This is a genomic window from Pedobacter sp. 01N416, from assembly GCF_056399685.1.
In genome coordinates this window covers 1-15,044 of record NZ_JBFTRT010000051.1, presented here as the reverse complement: position 1 = coordinate 15,044, position 15,044 = coordinate 1, and the positions used below count along the sequence as shown (strand labels likewise).

18 protein-coding genes are annotated in these 15,044 nt (G+C 38.7%); 7 read left to right on the top strand and 11 right to left on the bottom strand.

Annotated elements, in window-relative coordinates:
- The 4 genes from AC1DND_RS04725 to gltX form a co-directional block, all read right to left on the bottom strand.
- The coding region (locus tag AC1DND_RS04725; RefSeq protein WP_477579542.1) for a CHASE3 domain-containing protein at window positions 1–638 on the bottom strand (638 nt) is incomplete at its 3' end.
- Between the two features lie 64 nt (window positions 639–702).
- Window positions 703–1,701, bottom strand: a complete 999-nt coding sequence (locus AC1DND_RS04720) for a hybrid sensor histidine kinase/response regulator (RefSeq protein WP_477579540.1) — start codon at window positions 1,699–1,701, stop codon at window positions 703–705.
- Between the two features lie 104 nt (window positions 1,702–1,805).
- The gene (gene ypfJ / locus AC1DND_RS04715; protein WP_477579538.1) at window positions 1,806–2,648 is read right to left on the bottom strand and encodes a KPN_02809 family neutral zinc metallopeptidase; all 843 of its coding nucleotides are present in this window, start codon (window positions 2,646–2,648) and stop codon (window positions 1,806–1,808) included.
- Window positions 2,649–2,813: 165 nt separating this feature from the next.
- Window positions 2,814–4,322 carry a glutamate--tRNA ligase gene (gene gltX, locus AC1DND_RS04710; protein ID WP_477579536.1) on the bottom strand — a complete coding sequence of 503 codons (1,509 nt, stop codon included), beginning with the start codon at window positions 4,320–4,322 and terminating at the stop codon, window positions 2,814–2,816.
- Window positions 4,323–4,544: 222 nt separating this feature from the next.
- Here gltX and AC1DND_RS04705 point away from each other — a divergent pair, with 222 nt between their 5' ends.
- From AC1DND_RS04705 to AC1DND_RS04695, 3 genes are read left to right on the top strand one after another with little or no spacing between them, the layout of a single operon-like run.
- Window positions 4,545–5,753 carry a sensor histidine kinase gene (locus tag AC1DND_RS04705; RefSeq protein ID WP_477579534.1) on the top strand — a complete coding sequence of 403 codons (1,209 nt, stop codon included), beginning with the start codon at window positions 4,545–4,547 and terminating at the stop codon, window positions 5,751–5,753.
- Complete coding sequence (locus tag AC1DND_RS04700; RefSeq protein ID WP_477579533.1) at window positions 5,734–6,243, top strand: DinB family protein; 510 nt, start codon at window positions 5,734–5,736, stop codon at window positions 6,241–6,243. Before AC1DND_RS04705 ends, AC1DND_RS04700 begins: the two co-directional genes overlap by 20 nt.
- Window positions 6,233–6,655 (top strand): hotdog fold thioesterase, encoded by a 423-nt coding sequence (locus AC1DND_RS04695; RefSeq protein WP_477579531.1) that lies wholly within the window; start codon window positions 6,233–6,235, stop codon window positions 6,653–6,655. Before AC1DND_RS04700 ends, AC1DND_RS04695 begins: the two co-directional genes overlap by 11 nt.
- A 131-nt stretch (window positions 6,656–6,786) precedes the next feature.
- Here the strand turns inward: AC1DND_RS04695 and AC1DND_RS04690 are convergent, their stop codons facing one another.
- Window positions 6,787–7,152, bottom strand: coding sequence for a DUF6249 domain-containing protein (locus AC1DND_RS04690; RefSeq protein ID WP_230142856.1), 366 nt, complete (start codon window positions 7,150–7,152; stop codon window positions 6,787–6,789).
- Window positions 7,153–7,292: 140 nt separating this feature from the next.
- Here AC1DND_RS04690 and AC1DND_RS04685 point away from each other — a divergent pair, with 140 nt between their 5' ends.
- The 4 genes from AC1DND_RS04685 (at window position 7,293) to AC1DND_RS04670 (ending at window position 10,057) form a co-directional block, all read left to right on the top strand.
- On the top strand, window positions 7,293–7,859 hold the full coding sequence (locus tag AC1DND_RS04685; RefSeq protein ID WP_477579528.1) for a Crp/Fnr family transcriptional regulator: 567 nt from the start codon (window positions 7,293–7,295) through the stop codon (window positions 7,857–7,859).
- A 69-nt stretch (window positions 7,860–7,928) separates the two neighbouring features.
- Entirely contained in the window at window positions 7,929–8,249 is a 321-nt protein-coding gene (locus AC1DND_RS04680; protein WP_057931064.1) for a DMT family transporter, read from the top strand.
- A 738-nt stretch (window positions 8,250–8,987) separates the two neighbouring features.
- A complete protein-coding gene (locus tag AC1DND_RS04675; RefSeq protein ID WP_477579526.1) occupies window positions 8,988–9,569 on the top strand; it encodes an RNA polymerase sigma factor in 582 nt (193 codons plus the stop codon).
- Complete coding sequence (locus tag AC1DND_RS04670) at window positions 9,566–10,057, top strand: anti-sigma factor family protein (protein ID WP_477579525.1); 492 nt, start codon at window positions 9,566–9,568, stop codon at window positions 10,055–10,057. Before AC1DND_RS04675 ends, AC1DND_RS04670 begins: the two co-directional genes overlap by 4 nt.
- 87 nt (window positions 10,058–10,144) lie before the next feature.
- Here the strand turns inward: AC1DND_RS04670 and AC1DND_RS04665 are convergent, their stop codons facing one another.
- From AC1DND_RS04665 to AC1DND_RS04640, 6 genes are all read right to left on the bottom strand, one after another.
- Entirely contained in the window at window positions 10,145–10,672 is a 528-nt protein-coding gene (locus tag AC1DND_RS04665) for an RBBP9/YdeN family alpha/beta hydrolase (RefSeq protein WP_477579523.1), read from the bottom strand.
- A gap of 104 nt (window positions 10,673–10,776) precedes the next feature.
- A complete protein-coding gene (locus AC1DND_RS04660; RefSeq protein ID WP_025141747.1) occupies window positions 10,777–10,968 on the bottom strand; it encodes a cold-shock protein in 192 nt (63 codons plus the stop codon).
- A gap of 104 nt (window positions 10,969–11,072) precedes the next feature.
- Window positions 11,073–11,999 carry a hypothetical protein gene (locus tag AC1DND_RS04655; protein WP_477579522.1) on the bottom strand — a complete coding sequence of 309 codons (927 nt, stop codon included), beginning with the start codon at window positions 11,997–11,999 and terminating at the stop codon, window positions 11,073–11,075.
- Between the two features lie 69 nt (window positions 12,000–12,068).
- The gene (locus AC1DND_RS04650; RefSeq protein ID WP_477579520.1) at window positions 12,069–12,944 is read right to left on the bottom strand and encodes a phosphodiester glycosidase family protein; all 876 of its coding nucleotides are present in this window, start codon (window positions 12,942–12,944) and stop codon (window positions 12,069–12,071) included.
- Window positions 12,945–13,291: 347 nt separating this feature from the next.
- Window positions 13,292–13,786 carry a zinc-dependent metalloprotease gene (locus tag AC1DND_RS04645; protein WP_477579543.1) on the bottom strand — a complete coding sequence of 165 codons (495 nt, stop codon included), beginning with the start codon at window positions 13,784–13,786 and terminating at the stop codon, window positions 13,292–13,294.
- Window positions 13,786–15,044, bottom strand: a 1,259-nt coding sequence (locus AC1DND_RS04640) for a zinc-dependent metalloprotease (protein WP_477579518.1), incomplete at its 5' end; no start/stop codon positions are given. The genes AC1DND_RS04640 and AC1DND_RS04645, both read right to left, overlap by 1 nt.

The window sequence follows — 15,044 nt, the reverse complement described above, 5'->3', positions numbered from 1 at the left end:
GATTTTTTCAATGATGATGACATTGCATTTAGCGATTCGGAAAGCTCGCCAATCTCATCCTGGGTTTGGCTATCGAGTTTAATGCCATAATTTCCATTAGAAATTTGATAGGCAATTTCTTTAATGGCAACAATACGTTTTTCCATCTCGTATTTTTTATCTTCAATTTCCTGCTGAAGTTTAACACGTTCATCAAAATCGATTGATACTCTCCGGTAAAAAAACAACGTAATCAGAATGGCAAGGAGCGCTGCAATTAAAATCAGTATCGGGGTATAAGCTGTAAGTTTATTTAATTCGTTGGTTCTTTCTTCAAGCAGCCTTTTCTCTTCAGTTATAATGTTGCTTACAATTGATCTGGCCTCATCCATATAAACCTTGCCTTGAAACAAAACCGTAGGATCAATAACACCGCCTAAAGTTTTAATCTCTATGGTCGATTTAATGATATCCATTCTTTTAAAAAGAATTTTTTTAAGCGCTGCTATATTTTTTTGCTGAACGCTATTATGCCTGGTATCTAGTTCAACTTTTTTTAATATCGAAGCGGCCGAATCGCTGGCACCATAATATGGTGTTAAAAACACCTTGTTTCCAGTTAATAAAAAGCCCCGCTGACCAGTTTCGGCATCTTTCAAATAGGATATAATATTCTCCGTATTTAAAATTACTTCATCACTGTGTTTAACCAGCTCGGTACTTTTAATAAGGTTGCCAATACTTACATCTGTTATCTTCTACCCGATAAAATTTATCAAAAATCTTATCTTGCTGCTCTTTTGAAATACCAATACCAAAATCTTTTACGGCCAGATAAAGTTTTTCATCTTTAATATTCGTAGTTACATTAACCTGATTGGTACCCGGAGCATATTTAATGGCATTCGTAATAAAATTGATGACCACTTGTTCCAAGCGCATTTCATCACCAAATATCATTTCGTCTGTTTTGCCCAGTTTGCTGATTTTAAAATCAGGATTAGATTGCTGCAACATCTCGATGGCATTGTTTACCATGTTATCAGCATAAAAACTTTTCATGTTAAACTTCATCTTTCCACTTTCAATTTTTGAGATATCGAGCAGATCGACAATTAATTCGTTTAGTTTTTCGAGCTGGGTACTCGCTTTTTCGAGATGGTTCTGGGCCATGGTTTTATCATCTCTGTTAAGGCTACGCTGCAGCAACTGAATGTACCCTTTTACGCTGGTTAAAGGTGTTTTTAGCTCATGACTGGCAATGCTGATAAATTCGTCCTTTTTATGTTCGGCCTGTTTTCGGAATTCGATTTCTTCAAGCAATTTTTCCTGCACCTCGTTAAGTTTTCTATTCTGCTCGTAAATGCGATAAAACGTTTTTATTTTAAGGAGCAGCACATTAATATCAACGGGCTTGGTAATGTAATCCAGTCCACCGCTCAGGTATCCTTTGGTAATAAATTTTAACTCTGTATTTACAGCAGAAAGAAATATAATGGCGGTATCTTTTGCCTTACTAAAACCAGAAATGGTTTCGGCTACCTCGAAGCCATCCATATCTGGCATTTGTACATCGAGAATAATCAGGACGTAGTTGTTTTTTAAAACTTTTTTCAGCGCCTCTTCGCCAGACGATGCGGTATCAACCTCAAAACTGTGTGCCTGTAGTACTTTCTGTAACGAGATCAGGTTTTCTGGCCTGTCATCAACTATAAGGATCATCTTTATTAAAACAAATAAGAAGCCGGGATAATTATGTTTGGTTTTGAGATAAAAACCTCATTAACTGTAAACAAACAATGCGCTGTAAAAAAAGTTTTTATTTTTTATAAATTATTTGAATTAAAAGTATCACCCTGTCTAATATCTCCTGTTTCGAAGCCTTTTTTAAACCAATACATCCGTTGTGCGGAGGTACCATGGGTAAAAGAATCTGGCTGAACATCACCTGTAGCCTGTTTTTGCAATTTATCATCACCTATGGCATTGGCAGCAGTTAATGCTTCTTCTATATCTCCTTCATCCAATTTAAAATCTTTAAGATTTTGAGCATTGTGCGCCCAAAGTCCAGCAAAAAAATCGGCTTGCAGCTCTAATTTCACCGATAAACGGTTATATTCTTTTTCGCTCACCTGCCCCCGTGCCTGATCTAGTTTTTCCGAAATTCCCAATAAATTTTGCACATGATGGCCTACCTCATGTGCAATTACGTAAGCCTGTGCAAAATCTCCGGCAGCACCGAAACGGTTTTTTAAATCATCATAAAATGATAGATCGATATAAACTTTATGGTCGCCAGGGCAATAAAATGGCCCAACGTTAGCTCCTGCATTGCCACAGGCGGTTTGCACTGCTTCTCTAAATAATCTGAGTTTAGGATACTCATACTGCTTGCCCATCGCCTGAAATTCTTTATCCCATACTTGCTCGGTTGATTCCAATACACCCGCTACAAACTGTGCCTGTGGATCATTAGCCGGAACGCCCTGCTTAACTTCTTCGGTGCCTGTAGTAGCCGGAAGCTGACTAACCAAGCCAGTTAAATCTTTGCCAAAAATTAGCCCGAGCACCACAATTATTATACCTACACCGCCACCTAGGATGGTTTTCCCTCCGCTACCGCTTCTTCCGTCTTCTACATTATTACTGCCTTTACCAAACCATTGCATAATTTACTTTTTTAGTTTAATGAATAACCTTAATTATGGGACAATTGTTATACTAAAGTATAAATTATTTTTATTGATTTATTCTTTTGGATTACTGCAAAAAAAAGAAGTCGGGTTTTAAACCCGACTTCTCCGTATGATCTTCATGCATTTGCAGAATGAATGCTAACTATTAAAAACAGCAATTGCTTTTGTTATCCTTGTTTTAGTTTCTGTTATGCCCAGCAATACAGCAATATCAAAAACACCAGGCCCAAATTTACCGCCCACCAGCATAATGCGGAAAGGCAACATCAATTCGCCTGGTTTAAAGCCTTTTTCTTCGGCCAAGGCTTTAAAAGCTGCTTCGGCAGATCCCGCATCAGTTAATGTTAAACGATCAGCAAAAGCATTAAAAAAATCAGCTTTTTCGGCTGTCCATTTTGGTTTTACCGAATTTACGTCATATTGTGAAGGTGAAGCAAAAAAGTAACTGCTCTGTGCCACAAAATCAGGCAATAAGGTACAGCGATCTTTAATTAAATCAATAACGGTATTTAAATAAGCATCATCGTTTATTTCAATGCCAACTTTTTGCAACTCCGCTTTAACGCTTGCCACCAAGCGCTCTGCTCCCTGCGATTTAATCCACTCATGGTTATACCATTTGGCTTTTTCAAAATCGAATTTAGCCCCTGCCTTACTGATTCTTTCTATCGAGAATTTTTCTTCCAGTTCTTTTAACGAGAATAACTCCTGGTCGGTACCATCATTCCAGCCTAAAAGTGCCAGCATATTGATAAAAGCTTCGGGCATAAAACCCATTTCTTTAAATCCTTTGGTTACATCGCCACTTTTAGGGTCGGTCCAGTTCATGGCGTAAACCGGGAAACCTAATCGGTCGCCATCGCGTTTACTTAATTTTCCATGCCCATCTGGCTTTAAGATTAAAGGCAGGTGTGCCCATGCAGGCATCTCCGCTTCCCAGCCTAAATATTTCCAAAGTAAAATATGAACCGGTGCCGAAGGCAACCATTCTTCTCCCCTAAAAGCATGACTAATTTCCATCGCCTTATCGTCAACCACAACGGCCAAATGGTAGGTTGGCATTCCATCAGCTTTTAGTAATACTTTATCATCAACCAACGAGGTTTCGAAGCTTACATCACCACGGATTAAATCGTTAAAATGTACAATTTCATCGGTTGGTACTTTAATGCGGATAACATGTGGCGTTTTAGCCGCCAATAACTCTTCAACCTCGCTAATGGTAAGGGTTAAAGAATTGCGCATCTGCATACGTGTGGCCTGCCCGTATTGGAAATTTGGAATTTCTTTACGTTTGGTATCTAAATCTTCCGGTGTATCGAAGGCGTAATAAGCATAACCATCGCTAATTAACTGTTCGGCAAATTTACGGTAGCTGGGTTTGCGCTCGCTTTGGCGGTACGGGCCATAAGCCCCTGGGTTGTTAGGGCTTTCATCTGGTGTAATGCCACACCAATCTAAACAGTTTACAATATATTGTTCTGCACCTTCTACAAAGCGGTTTTGATCGGTATCTTCTACACGAAGTACAAAAGTTCCATTATTTTTTTTGGCAAATAAATAATTGAACAAGGCAGTGCGCACACCACCTAAATGCAAACCTCCGGTTGGGCTTGGGGCAAATCTTACTCTAACTTTCTTATCCATAATTGGTTTGTTGAGCGCTTGGCGTTAGGCGTTGGGCGCTCTAGCGCTCACCGCTCTGCGCAAAACGCAAGACGGTGCAAAGATATGTTTTTCATCCATTTTATAGTGTTTCATCTGCGATGAAGCGATTATGCATTCGAAATGATTCCTTTAAGGTTTTTGAAAAAKCATAATGGTTTTATGTTTTTTCCGTTTTGTTATTGTAATTTGGCTAGCTAAAGCATGAATCCTTATCAAAAGAAACGCCGCTGGAAGTTTTTCCTTCTCATTTTTGCCATCTTAATTGGCATTGCATCAGTATTTTACACCGATTCTTTTGTAAAAAAAATGGAACGCGAAGAGGCCGACCAGTTTCATCTTTGGGTGAAAATTCAGGAGCGATCTATGTTTTTATATGACAATGATGATTACCGCACAATAGTTGAAACCGTAAGAAAAAACACCAAAACACCTGTAATCATGACCGATTCGGCTGGCATGATTACTTCTTTTAACGGGCTTGACAGTACAAAAACCAACTACCCCATTTCGGATGCCAAACTTACTTACGATAGTTTATATTTTGTAAGGCAGTTAAGGCAAATGAAGACGCAGCATCCACCTGATGAAATGAATATCTTTGGCAGAAAATTTAAGGCTTACTATCGCGACTCTTTCATTTTAACACAGTTGAGGTATTTCCCATACATCCAAATGGGCGTTATCTTCCTTTTCCTTTTAACAGCTTATGCAGCATTCAGTTCTGCCCGGAAAGATGAACAAGACCATGTTTGGGTAGGTTTGGCCAAAGAAACAGCGCACCAATTGGGTACACCAATATCATCACTCATGGCCTGGACGGAGTTAATAAAATCTAAATTCGATGCAGAAGATGATCCGTTGATTGCCGAAATGGAGAACGATATTAAGCGCTTGGAAATTATTACCGACCGTTTCTCGAAAATCGGTTCTAAACCTATACTCGAAGATCATACGGTTTACATTGTAATCAGCGATTTTATACGCTATTTTAAAGTACGTACCTCAGATAAGGTTAAATTCAGCATTACCGGCGATGAGCAGGTAAGGGCCATGCTAAACGTTCCATTATTTGATTGGGTAATTGAAAACCTTTTAAAAAACGCAGCAAACGCAATCGAAAACGAAGGGTCGATCTCAATCAACATTATAGAAAATTTAGCAAAAGAAMAGGTGTTTATTGATGTGAGCGATACCGGGAAGGGTATTCCGAGATCTAAATTCGATGCGGTTTTTCAACCCGGCTATACTACACGTAAACGCGGCTGGGGCTTGGGTTTATCGCTTACCAAACGTATTGTAGAAAATTACCACAGTGGAGAAATTTTTGTAAAAGACTCCGAACTGGGTAAAGGCACAACTTTTAGAATAATATTAAAAAGCAGTTTAAGATATGAACCGACCACAGCCTAACGAATATCCAACTTGGGGCGAAACCTATATCAGTAAAGTAGATCGAGATATTTTCGAAATTTTAAACGATCAGATGCTAAGTCTGCCAGCGTTGTTTAGGGCAAACGCCGATAAAGCTGATTACGCCTATGCCGAAGGTAAATGGACACTAAAAGAAATGTTAGGCCATATTATTGATACTGAACGTGTTTTTGCCTTTCGCATTACCTGTTTTGCCCGAAAAGAACAGCAGCCGTTACCAGGTTTCGAGGAAGATGACTATGTAACCAATGCCCGCTTTGCCGAGCGCGATCTGGAAGATCTGATCGGAGAATTTATTGCACTTCGTAAAGCCAATTTATATCTTTTTAAATCTTTAAACGAAGAGGAACTGAACAGAAAAGGAATTGCTTCGGGCAGGGAAATTAATGTGAAATCTATTTTATTTATTGTGGGTGGCCATATTATCCATCATGTTTACATTTTAAAAGAACGTTACCATGTGGTTTAAAAATTTCACAGTTGACGAGCTGAACGACCGCCCTAAAAATCATTTAGGTGCGCTGCTCGATATCCACTTTACTGAAATTGGTGAAGATTTTATTATCGGAACCATGCCTGTTGATGAACGTACACATCAACCTGCAGGGATTTTGCACGGCGGCGCCTCGGTGGTTTTGGCAGAAACCTTGGGCAGTATTGCTTCTTATATGTGTATAGATCCTGAGAAGTATGTTGCTGTTGGTTTAGAAGTAAACGCCAACCATTTACGGCCAGTAAAAAGTGGTTTGGTAAAAGGCATTTGCAAACCTTTACATATTGGGGCCAAAACCCAGGTTTGGGAAATCAAAATTTACGATGAACGTGGAAAGATGAACTGCATTAGCCGTTTAACCGTAGCGATTATTAATAAGCCGCAGTAAATGTGCTGTCAGATGTTTCCATCTGACAGTTATTTAAATCTAAAAGCAAGTTATCTAATGCTGACAATACAAGAATAAAGAGAAGTCAAGTTTTTATAGCGATGTGGCCATTAAACTTGACTTCTCTGATATTAAAGCATTTTATTGCTATCCAGCCATTTCTTCTCTACAAGGTAAGAAACAATTAAGCCCAATCCGCCGAAAATTCCAATGAAACCAAAGTAAATGGCTACCGATTGTCCTTGCTCACTACGCGTCATGTCGCTGCCGAACACTCCTCTAACTGTAAATAGTGCTACCAGCAGGCCGATTCCTAAACCAACCAAAAGCAAACCGAACTTTAAACTTAAAAACGGTTTTGGTGTAGCCTTATGCACACCCGGATCGATTCCCCTTTCGATCATTGCCATCTTCTCTTTGTTTGATAGGTAGCGGATTCCGAATACCATTGCGAATGCACCTAAAAAAAGTGAGATTGGGACTAATATACCTTCCATGATTATAATTTTTAATTTGTAAATATTCTATTGTTTAAATTGAACCGTGTTCTGTGTATTATGACTACATACTTTTTAATCAGGTTACACCCCCTGCTGAAAAAAAAATCGATAGCTTTATCAAACATTAAAAATTCCCTTTGTACAGTCAGTTAAAAAATATAGAAATCTTTAAGCCGCTCAGCAATGAAGCTTTAGAAAAGTTAGCTGCTGTTTCTAAGCGGGTAGAACATCAGAAAGGAATGATTTTAATCTATGCAGATAAAACAGAGCCTTATTTCTATATCCTCGAAAGTGGTATTGCAAGAGCCTATTCTGACGGAGAAAACCAACAGATAACCTTTTGGTTCGGACAAAGTGGTGCCGTTCTTTTTTCTTTTAACAGCTATATTAATAATAGCCCCGGTTACGAAAATATTGAGCTATTGGAAAACTGCAGTTTAATTCAAATCAGGCTAACCGATCTTTTTTTGCTTTACGGTCAACATTTAGAAATTGCCAATTGGGGCAGAAAAATTGCAGAACAGGAGTTAATTGCTACTGAAAGAAGATTAATAGACCGGGCTTTTAAAGCGGCAGCAGAACGTTATCAGGACTTTGTAAATCAATCTCCCGAACTGATTAAAAGAGTAGCCTTAAAACACATTGCCTCATACCTGGGTGTAACACAGGTTACCCTGAGCAGAATAAGAGCAGTTCATAAATAAATTCATTTTTTAACATTTGTAAAATGTTGCCTGATGAATGTGCCTTAAATTTGCAGAAACACATTTATCATGAACTGGATTATCTTAATTATTGCCGGCCTTTTCGAAGTTGGCTTTACAACCTGCCTTAAATTATCGAACAATTTTTCGAATATAAAATGGAGTACGGCTTTTTTTGTCTGTATTATTTTGAGTTTCTTATTGCTAAATAAAGCAACCCAAACTTTACCCATGGGAACTGCCTATGCTGTTTGGACGGGTATTGGTGCCGTAGGAACAGTAATTATCGGAATTTTTTATTTCAATGAGCCAGCAACCTTCTGGCGGATATTTTTTATCTGTACGCTTATAGGCTCAATTGCAGGATTAAAGTTCTTTGCTTCACATTAACGAGCGCTTGCGAAGTTTACCAAGCCCAAAGCGTAGGCAAAACTTCGAAAGTTTAGCCAGGGCTTAAAACTCTTGTTGGAGCGTAATGCCTGTACAAGAAATCAAGTTGRTTCCCGTGTTGCGCTTGTACGCTTTCCCTAAAGTTCGGGATACCTCAGCCTGCAGGGTACCACTTCACCCAGGGCTAAATGGCCAATATAGCATTTAGTTTTTAAGGTTGCAGGGTGCACCCACGTTATTCATAAACCTGATGGCAGCGGCAGCCCCGAAGCATGAGGGCTATAGCGAACAGCAGGACTACAGTCCGCCATGAAAAACTGCCCTTTCATTTCCAATCAATAAAAAATTATATCGCCTATTTATCAACTAATTTTCTTTTTGGAGCACAATGCCTGTGCAGGTAACCAAGTTGGTTCCCGTGTTGCGCTTGTACGCTTCGGCCTCGTTCCTCAGCCTGCAGGGTACCGCTTCACCCGGGGCTAAATGGCTAAAACAGCATTTCATTTTTAGGGTTTTTAAAGCGCCAAAACTTTGTGTGTAAACCTGATGGCAGCGGCAGCCCCGAAGCATGAGGGCTATAGCGAACAGCAGGACTACAGTCCGCCATGAAAAACTGCCCTTTCATTTCCCCAAAAAAAACAATTTTACATTATTCATCTGGCTATTTACAAATAATAGTCTCCTTAATTATATTTCACGTGTAACCTCCTTATCTTTAATGTAGTCTTATTGCTAAACATGGAGCAAAAACCTACAGATTTAGAGCTGATCCAAAAGGTATTGAACGGCGAAACCGATCAGTATGCTCTATTGGTAAAGCGCCATCAGCGATTTGTATTTACACTTGCTTTAAGGTTTTCGAAAAACAGGGAAGACGCCGAAGAAATTGCGCAGGATTGCTTTGTAAAAGCATATAAAGCATTGGGTGCCTTTAAACAGACAGCTAAATTTAGCACTTGGCTGTACACGATAACGTATACTACGGCGATGACTTTTTTAAGGAAAAACCGTTTAGATACTGCGTCAATACATGATGAAAGTACAATTTTACAGCTCGAAAATCACACCTCAAGCTTTAACGCAAATGGCTATGAGCGGCAGGATAGCCATGCTTTTTTAAATGTTGCCATTACCCAGCTTTTACCAGACGATGCTGCTATTATTACCCTATTTTATAAAGGCGAACAGAGTTTAGAAGAAATTGGCRAAGCACTGCACATGGAACCCAATACAATAAAAGTAAAGTTGCATAGGGCCAGGCAAAGACTTAAAGAAAAATTACAATATTTGTTAAAAGATGAAGTAAAGGAGTTACTATGAATACAATAGAACAACAGCTTTGGGATTATATTGATGGGAATTTGGATGATTCTTCAAAAAAAGCCATCGAAGAAAAAATTGAATCGGATGCCGAGCTTAAATCGCAGTACGAGGATCTACTTAAGCTTAATTTAGTTTTTGATGGGCTCGATCTTGATGAACCCTCTATGTCTTTCACCAGAAATGTGATGGAAAGTGTTGCTTTAGTTCCTGCCCCTATGGCGATGAAAACAAAGGTTGATAAAAAGATTATTTATAGCATTGGAGGCTTTTTCGTAATCTCTCTACTCGCCTTATTGGGTTATGTATTTTATAATGCTAACCTCGAAATGCCTCAATTCGATTTAAGGGTGAATTTCGATTTCAATTTAGAGAAATACATTACGCCTACGGCTATTTATGCCTTTCTTTTTGCAGATCTGGTGATCGGATTAATTTTTCTAGACCAGTTTTTAAGGAAGAATTTGCGCAGAAGTAAGAACGCTTAAATAGCTCCCGCAGATCAAATTGATTTACGCAGATTTATGTTCATCTGCGCTTTTTCCGAAATCTGCGGGAACTCAGCAAGGTAAATGTTACCCCAAGGTTTTTAAAATCTCCAGTCCCTTTGCCCACTTACCAAATCCGGCATCTGCATTAATATGGCCAGCATTACCGATATTAATAAATTCACTGCCCCAATTTTCGGCAAAAAATTCAGCCCTTTCTATTGTTACCCATTCATCATTTGAACTGGCTATAACAATGGTTCTAAAGTTTATTTTATCCAGTGGTACATGATCGAAACCCACCGTTGAGAAGTTATATCGGGGAGCTTCCAAATCACTCGGTGCAACGAGTAAAGCTCCTTTAATTTTCTTTTGATATTGTTTTGCCCAATTGGCAATTGCGGTACAACCCAAACTATGACCAATTAAAATCACATCAGCCAAATTATAGTTAGCAACGGCCTGATCTATTGTTTCAATCCAATCTTTACTGGCGGGTGTATCCCATTCCCGCTGATTAATTCGCATAACATGATCTCCGGATTTTTCGAAATGCGTTTGCCAATGATCTGCGCCTGAATTACCCAAACCAGGAACAATAAAATAGTAGGTCATAAAAAGTGAGAATAGATCCTGAATGAATTCAGGCAGCGAAAAATAAAACAAAAAAAGGCCGCCATCGCAAGAAAGCAGCCTTCTCTGTAAATATGATAAATAAATTAAATTACTTTCACATTAACGGCATTTAAGCCTTTTTTACCGTTAGCAACTTCGTACTGTACTTTGTCGTTTTCACGGATTTCGTCGATAAGACCTGTTGAATGAACAAAAATTTCGCTATCTCCATTTGCAGGTACGATAAAGCCAAAACCTTTAGTTACATTGAAGAATTTTACTGTGCCTTCTTGCATTGTATTAAATATTAAAATTAAGTATGCAAGGTAAGTTTTAATTTTTAAAATCAAAATAAATTTTAACATTTTTTTAACGTTAAAATTTTGTAAATAGCAGATTACTAAGGCTTTTTAATTGCCTTCCCAATTATTGTTAAAGTAATTTCACTATTATGTGGAATCCCGAGTGTTGTACCGGGAGCCACATCAAAAAGGTTTCTAACATAGATATCTGCTATACCCTGAGCCACCTTTTTTTTAGCTTCAACGTTCTCGGGAAGCACATTATAAATCGTTTTTACGTGTATCCTTCCCTGAAAATCTATCACCGCTGCAACTTGATAAGCAAAATCTTTATAAGCCCGATCTACCCGGATAATATACTGCGGAAACATATAATCGTAAGCTTCGGTCCTGTTATTAGCGCGATCAACGGTGCTGATTTTTTCTACCCTTACAATTTTACTTTTTGGTATAAACTGAACCGGATCTGTTGCAGCAAAAGCACTATCGCTATTCAAGTTAACTTTTGCAGCACGCTTCTCTATAAAAGCAGTATCGGCCTTGCTTGGTTTTTGCAGATCGGCAGCTTTGGCCTTCAATTTGTTTTTAATATAATCCTGCGCGTAAAAAGTCATATTTACATCCGAGCGAACATCTGAAGCAATTACTTTTCCATCAACCTGAATCCGCTGAAAAACCAAACTATCCTTACTGATGTGTTTTACTTTAAAAAATTCCGCAGCAAAATTATATACATTTCCGTGATCGTACTGCATGTAGAATTTTTGCATTCGTTGTTTCTGTGGACTCCAGGCCGACATGGTATCTTCTTTAACCACTTCAATAATCCAGGATGGTTTTTGCATAAAACCTTCCGTATTAAAAGAAAGTCCGGTTTTAAACCGGCGTTTTACCTCTTGATAACGGATGCCTTTTACAGGCTCGAAAGTAAAATCTCTTAAAGTTGGGTCGCTGGTTTTAGAGCCAAACTTACAGGCAGAAAGCATCAGCACAAAAAAGAAAAAGTATATCGTATTTTTAATCATTTCAACAAAAATCTTTGGCTAAAATAAGTTTTTTTAACCAGAGCTAAACATGCTGTTATAGATACAGGTTTATCTCCGCGCCTGTTTTTTCACCAAAATAACGTTAGCTACTTTGCGCTGCCCTTCATGGTCCCATTTTTTATTATCAGTTGGATAGTTGACAACACCATTAACCGGCATTCCGTTTACCCACAAAGTTGTAGAACCTCCACCATCAAAATTTAGGGCACTGGCACAGCCTAGCCAACGCATTAACCTGGTTAGCTCGAACAAACTCATGCCTGCCGAGTTTTCATTTCTTCCATCAACAGTTAACAAAATCACCCTGCCATTAGGCTTTACCCCTAAGCAGGTACGCGGATGGCGCAAACGGCTAAATCCGGTCGTATCTAGCTTTTCATCAATATGATTTAAAGTTAATAAGGGGCCGTTTAACAAAACGTCTTTAGCGGCCAGTTTTGTTTCCCAGCCACTTGTCCCATCCCACTTTTGGATCGAAATTTTTCCGCTCTCAATTACAACCGCCGCTTCCTGATGCCTTGCCCGATTTCCATTTTTATCCAAGCGGTTAGTATTAATGGTTTTTCCATTAACACGAACAAAATCTACTGAACCTCCATTTTTTACATCGAAAAAATTACCATTTACCGCAGCAATTGCTGTATCGCGTAATCCAAAATTACTGGTGGTAATTAGTTCTTTCTCTTCTGCCCCAATAGCAAAAACCGCCTTCCGTCCTGTATTTTTTATTTCTAAAAACGAAATGTTTTCGTTTGCAGCGAAAAGGTTTTTCTGATCAAAATGATACTGGAATAAAACCACTTGCTTGGCAATTCTGTTTTTATGCCATTTGGTTTTTATAACCGTTAACGAATCTGCACTTTGGCCAAAAGCAGATAAACTGTATGTAAATAAGGTAAGGGCAATTAATAATCTTTTAAGCATAATAGCTGTTTTAACCATAAAATTAAAAAACTGCCGTGTGTTTAGCTTAAAGCATCAAAAATTATACAAAGGGGGTTAAATAGATTCTTCATTTCGAGCGATTGCAACGAAGCCGAGAACCCGAAGGCTCAGCGAAGCTAAATCTGTTACAATAGATCTCTCCATTCCGTTTCACTGCAGTCGAGATGACGAGCCGTCTATTGAAACCTGATAGGTTTGGAACAAAAAAACGGAGCGATCAATTTAATGATTTGCTCCGCTTTTTTAATGATTGAATGAGTGAGTTATTGAATGATTGAATTTGGATAATGCATCCTATTATTCTCTAATTCAACCCTTTCATCATTTTATTTCTTAGGATCTAAAATATCTTTAATTCTGATATTCAAATCTTCATAATGTGCTTTGGTAATGGCATCACCTGCTGCTGCTCTGGCTTTTGTAGTAGCCAATAAGGTTTTTAACTCTGCTCTAACCAACGGTCTGATATCAGATAAACCAACATTGATTGGCGTTAAACCGTAACTTGCTGCATAATCTACAGGGAATCCAACCGGAAGCTCTGCTTCTTTGGTCATTAAATCCTGTAAACGGTCTACATAAGCACGTTGTAAATTACGTTTAAATGCATCTGCTCTTCCTGCAACAAAAACCGACGATCTTAAGTCCGTAAATAATTCAGGTAAGGTGTATGCTTTTGCTGCACCGTTTTTAGTTTCGTTATCTAATAAACGAGCAATACGCGAGGCGGATAATAAATTGCCTAAAGTATTTGCTTGAACGCTTTTAATGCGGTTTAACAATACACCATTATCAAATTTACTGAGTTGATCATTGCTGATTAACCAAAGTGGGGTAGTAAATAATTGTTGATTGAAGACAAAGGATTACCTGCATTTTTCAATGTCCACTGGTCTAAAATTTCTTTTTCCTGTTCTGCAGTTTTGTTTCCAGGAATCCAAGAATAACCCCATTTCACTACCCATTTATCGTATTCTCCAATTTGTGGGTGAAGCTTGGTTACGCCATCACCAGGTTGAGCGATGTAGTTAAAACGCGCATAATCCATAATGGATGGTGCAGTACCATGTTTATCTGTAAATGCTTTCGAACGTAATGAATCAACCGGGTAAGCATAACTCGAGCCAAAGTTGTGTGGTAAACCTAAAGTGTGGCCAATTTCGTGTGAAGAAACAAAACGGATTAATTCGCCCATTTGCGCATCCGTAAATTTAGCTTTACGAACTTCAGGATTAATGGCTGCAGTTTGTACAAAATACCAGTTACGCAATAGGTTCATTACATTATGGTACCAACCAATATGCGTTTCTAAAATCTGTCCGGTACGGGGGTCGCTAATATGCGGACCGTAAGCATTGGCAATATCTGATGCAAAATAGCGAACAACTGAATACCTGGAATCTTCTACACTGAATTGAGGATCTTGCTGAGGCGTTGGCGCTTCTTTACCTATAATGGCATTTTTGAAACCTGCAGCCTCAAAAGCTACCTGCCAATCGTTAATCCCCTGGATTAAAAACGGCACCCATTTTTTAGGCGTTGCAGGGTCGATATAAATTACAATCGGTTTTACCGGTTCTACCAGTTCACCACGTTTATAGGCATTAGTATCTTTTGGAACCAAATTCCAGCGGTGAATGTAGGCTGTACGCTCTGCCTTTTGTGCGTTGCTTCCATAATCAATTTGAGATTGACCAAAAAAACCAACCCTGCTATCCATTATTCTGGCTTTTACAGGGGTTTTTGGCAATAATAACATCGACGTATTGAATTCGAAAGTAACTGCACCATTACTGTTATCGGTTGGAGATTCTGCTGCTCGGTATGTTTTAGCTGTTTTTACTTCAACGTTGATCGGGAAAGTTTTTACCGTATCGATATAAGAACGTGTTGCATCGTACATGGTAACTTTATAAGCCTTACGGATCTGGTCGGTAGCACCGATTGCCATTACATCACCGTTATAAAAATCGGTCACATCAATTACAACACCTGTTGTATCTTTATTATAAGCTTTAATTTCAAAGCTGGCTAAGATCTGTGCAAGATTAGAATTTTGTACCGATTCGTACATATCGC